This window comes from Bifidobacterium sp. UBA6881 (genome assembly GCA_002451435.1).
Classification (GTDB): domain Bacteria; phylum Actinomycetota; class Actinomycetes; order Actinomycetales; family Bifidobacteriaceae; genus Bifidobacterium.
Genome location: DKCF01000030.1, coordinates 1659 through 4968 on the forward strand (window position 1 = coordinate 1659; position 3310 = coordinate 4968).

Sequence of the window (3310 nt, forward strand, 5' to 3'; positions counted from 1 at the left end):
GCATCCGTTTTTATCCAGCCACTGGATGAATTGGATGTCCGGGGCCTTCTGATCGGTCGTTTCATTCAGCGACTGGACGTTTCTGCCCCCCGATCCACGGTCATGCGGATGGTTCCCGAGAATTCTCGGTCCGTCCCATATCTTCACGCCGATGCCGAGGAAGCTCCGAAGGACATATACGCTAAGTTGGGATTCCTGGTCGTGGATAAGACGTATGAGTATGTCTGCACCGATCTGACCGGTCTTGCGTTGGATTAGGGCGACGTTTCCGCGAGCCTTCCATGGACTCCGTGATCCCGATGACCCATGGCGGTGCTAGGGTGAGCGCGTTCGGAACTTGTGTTCCACGGCGAGTCGCGATTCTCGCCGGAACGCGTGCGCAGCGTGCGCGTTCCTATCAACCCAGGAAAGAAAAGATAGAGAAACATGGAGAAGTTCTTCCATCTCAAGGAGAACGGCACCACCGCGTCCACGGAAATCATGGCCGGTCTGACCACGTTCTTCGCGATGTCGTACATCATCATCGTCAATCCGCAGATCCTGTCGAGCACGGGCATGCCTTGGGGCGGTGTCTTCCTCGCCACCATCATCGCCGCCGTCATCGGCACCCTCGTCATGGGCCTGTTCGCCAACGTCCCATACGCCCAGGCCGCGGGCATGGGCCTGAACGCGTTCTTCACCTACACCGTCTGCTTCGGCCTTGGCTTCCCCTGGCAGCAGACGTTGTGCATGGTGTTCCTGTGCGGTCTGATCAACATCATCATCACCGTCACCAAGATTCGTAAGATGATCATCCAGGCCATTCCGGAGATGCTGCAGAACGCCATCGGCGGCGGCATCGGCCTGTTCGTGGCCTATGTCGGCTTCCTGAACGTCGGCTTCTTCACCTTCACCACCAAGTCCGCGGCCAAGAACGGCGACACCGTCCAGGCGACCCCGGGACTGGCGGTCATGAACAACCCGACCATCTGGCTGTTCGTCATCGGCTTGGTGCTGGCCATCGTGCTCACCGTGCTCAAGGTGCGCGGCGGCATGCTGATTTCCATCGCGGCCACCGCCATCATCGGCATCCCGATGGGGCAGACGTCCATGGCCAACTCGGTGTCCATCGCCGACACCTTCGCGCAGCTGCCGCAGACCTTCGGCGTGATCTTCACCAAGGACGGCTTCCCCGCGCTGTTCTCCGACGTGTCCAAGCTGCCGATCATCCTGCTGACCATCTTCGCGTTCTCCATGTCCGACACTTTCGACACCATCGGCACGTTCATCGGCACCGGCCGCCGCACCGGCATCTTCTCCGCCGAAGACGAGAAGGCGCTGGAGAACGGTTCCGGCTTCTCCTCCAAGATGGACAAGGCCCTGTTCGCCGACTCCATCGCCACCTCCATCGGCGCCATCTGCGGAACCTCGAACACCACCACGTATGTGGAATCCTCCGCGGGCATCGCCGCCGGCGGACGCACGGGCCTGACCTCCGTGACCGTGGCGGTCTGCTTCGCGTTGTCCGCCTTCCTGTCCCCGGTCATCTCCGCCGTGCCGTCCGCCGCGACCGCCGGCGTGCTGGTCGTGGTCGGCTGCATGATGGCTTCCTCGTTGAAGGAAATCGAATGGGGCGACATCTCCGAGGCCATTCCGGCGTTCTTCGCATCGGTGTTCATGGCGTTCAGCTACTCCATCTCCTACGGCATCGCCGGCGGATTCATCACCTACTGCCTCATCAAGACCTGCAGGAAGCAGGCCAAGGACGTGCATCCGGTGATCTGGGTCGTGGCGATTCTGTTCATTCTGGACTTCATCATCACCGCGGTGCTGTGACGGCAGTGGCCGGTTCGTATGATTCGTCCATATGAGCCGCGGACCGGAAGACGCTCGGTTCCTTACGTGGGAATCGGGCGCCTTCGCGTTCGGCCGCGCTTGATACTGCGACACGCCGCGGTCGGCAAAGTCCAGTGGCGTTCGTAGATTATTCATTCGTAAACCACAGACCGTTGGTTGGAATGTGCAAGCATTCTCGAAGTTTGGTTCGCCAAGCCAGCGCAGGTTGAAGAACATACGCCCACCAAGGGCTTGCCGCTTAGCGGTCGAATGTTGCTCTGCCTGCGTGCGGGGCTTTTTTATTGCCCGGCGAAACGTTCCCGATTTCACAGTCAACGGTTGACTAAGGAAGGAACGCCATGAAGAGGCCCGAAAAGGAAGCGGTGGTCGCTCAGCTTACGGATCAGTTCCGTAATGCCGACGCTATCTACCTGACCGAGTACCGCGGGCTTACCGTTCCGCAGATCTCTGAGCTGCGTGAAAAGCTAGGCCGCGATACTTCCTACACTGTGGCTAAGAACACGCTGATTCGCATTGCAGCCAAGGAAGCTGGCGTCGAAGGTCTCGATGAGATCCTCGCCGGCCCGACCGCTGTGACCTTCGTGAAGGGTGACTTCATCGAGGCCGCGAAGACCCTGCGTGACTTCGCCAAGACCAACAAGGCACTGATCATCAAGGGCGGCTTCGCTGATGGCACCGTCTACGATGCTGAAGGCGCCAAGAAGCTGGCAGACCTCAAGTCTCGCCCGCAGCTGCTTGCCGAATTCGCCGGCGACATCAAGGCTACGATGTCCAAGGCCGCGTACCTGTTCAACGCTCTGCCGACCAAGGCCGTGCGTACGATCGATGCGCTTCGCGAGAAGCAGGAAAAGGCTGCCTGATTTCATTGCGGCTTGCCGCGTGAATGAAAGCGACCATAAAAGAAAACAAATTGTTTTAGGTGGCGGATACCTCTTCAATCCAGCCCGCCGCCAAGAATGAAAGGAAGCCATTATGGCTAAGTACACCAACGATGAGCTGCTCGAAGCTTTCGGTGAGATGACCCTGGTTGAGCTCTCCGAGTTCGTCAAGGCCTTCGAAGACAAGTTCGACGTCGAGGCTGCCGCTCCGGTCGCCGCCGTCGCTGCCGCTCCGGCTGCCGGCGCTGCCGCTGAGGAAGAGAAGGACGAGTTCGACGTCATCCTGTCCGCCGTTGGCGACAAGAAGATCCAGGTCATCAAGGCCGTCCGCGCCATCACCAACCTGGGCCTGGCTGACGCCAAGGGCCTGGTCGACTCCGCTCCGAAGGCCGTCCTGGAGAAGGCCAAGAAGGAAGACGCTGAGAAGGCTAAGTCCCAGCTCGAAGAAGCCGGCGCTACCGTCGAGCTCAAGTGATTTGCGCGGCATGAGCCGCTTATCACCATCTTTGGCGAAACCCCGTTGCCGTATGGCAGCGGGGTTTCCGCGTTGTTCAGGCGGGGCTGCGCACGCGGATGAATATTCGGAACAGCCGTCG

Annotated in this window: 3 protein-coding genes and 1 pseudogene; all 4 read left to right on the forward strand. The window is 59.8% G+C overall.

Annotated elements, in window-relative coordinates; genetic code table 11:
* Positions 1-258, forward strand: a pseudogene (locus tag B3C64_RS02235) (hypothetical protein); the annotation flags it as partial.
* 168 nt (positions 259-426) lie between these two features.
* Positions 427-1815 (forward strand): NCS2 family permease, encoded by a 1389-nt coding sequence (locus tag B3C64_RS02240; RefSeq protein WP_291533424.1) that lies wholly within the window; start codon positions 427-429, stop codon positions 1813-1815.
* Between the two features lie 359 nt (positions 1816-2174).
* Positions 2175-2696 carry a 50S ribosomal protein L10 gene (gene rplJ / locus B3C64_RS02245; RefSeq protein WP_291533426.1) on the forward strand — a complete coding sequence of 174 codons (522 nt, stop codon included), beginning with the start codon at positions 2175-2177 and terminating at the stop codon, positions 2694-2696.
* Between the two features lie 112 nt (positions 2697-2808).
* Complete coding sequence (gene rplL / locus B3C64_RS02250) at positions 2809-3189, forward strand: 50S ribosomal protein L7/L12 (RefSeq protein ID WP_291533428.1); 381 nt, start codon at positions 2809-2811, stop codon at positions 3187-3189.
* Positions 3190-3310: the final 121 nt, after the last annotated feature.

Bases quoted from the DNA above. Each gene is read 5' to 3' on its own strand.
- B3C64_RS02240 (WP_291533424.1), top strand. From the start codon at position 427: ATGGAGAAGTTCTTCCATCTCAAGGAGAACGGCACCACCGCGTCCACG.
- rplJ (WP_291533426.1), top strand. From the start codon at position 2,175: ATGAAGAGGCCCGAAAAGGAAGCGGTGGTCGCTCAGCTTACGGATCAG.
- rplL (WP_291533428.1), top strand. From the start codon at position 2,809: ATGGCTAAGTACACCAACGATGAGCTGCTCGAAGCTTTCGGTGAGATG.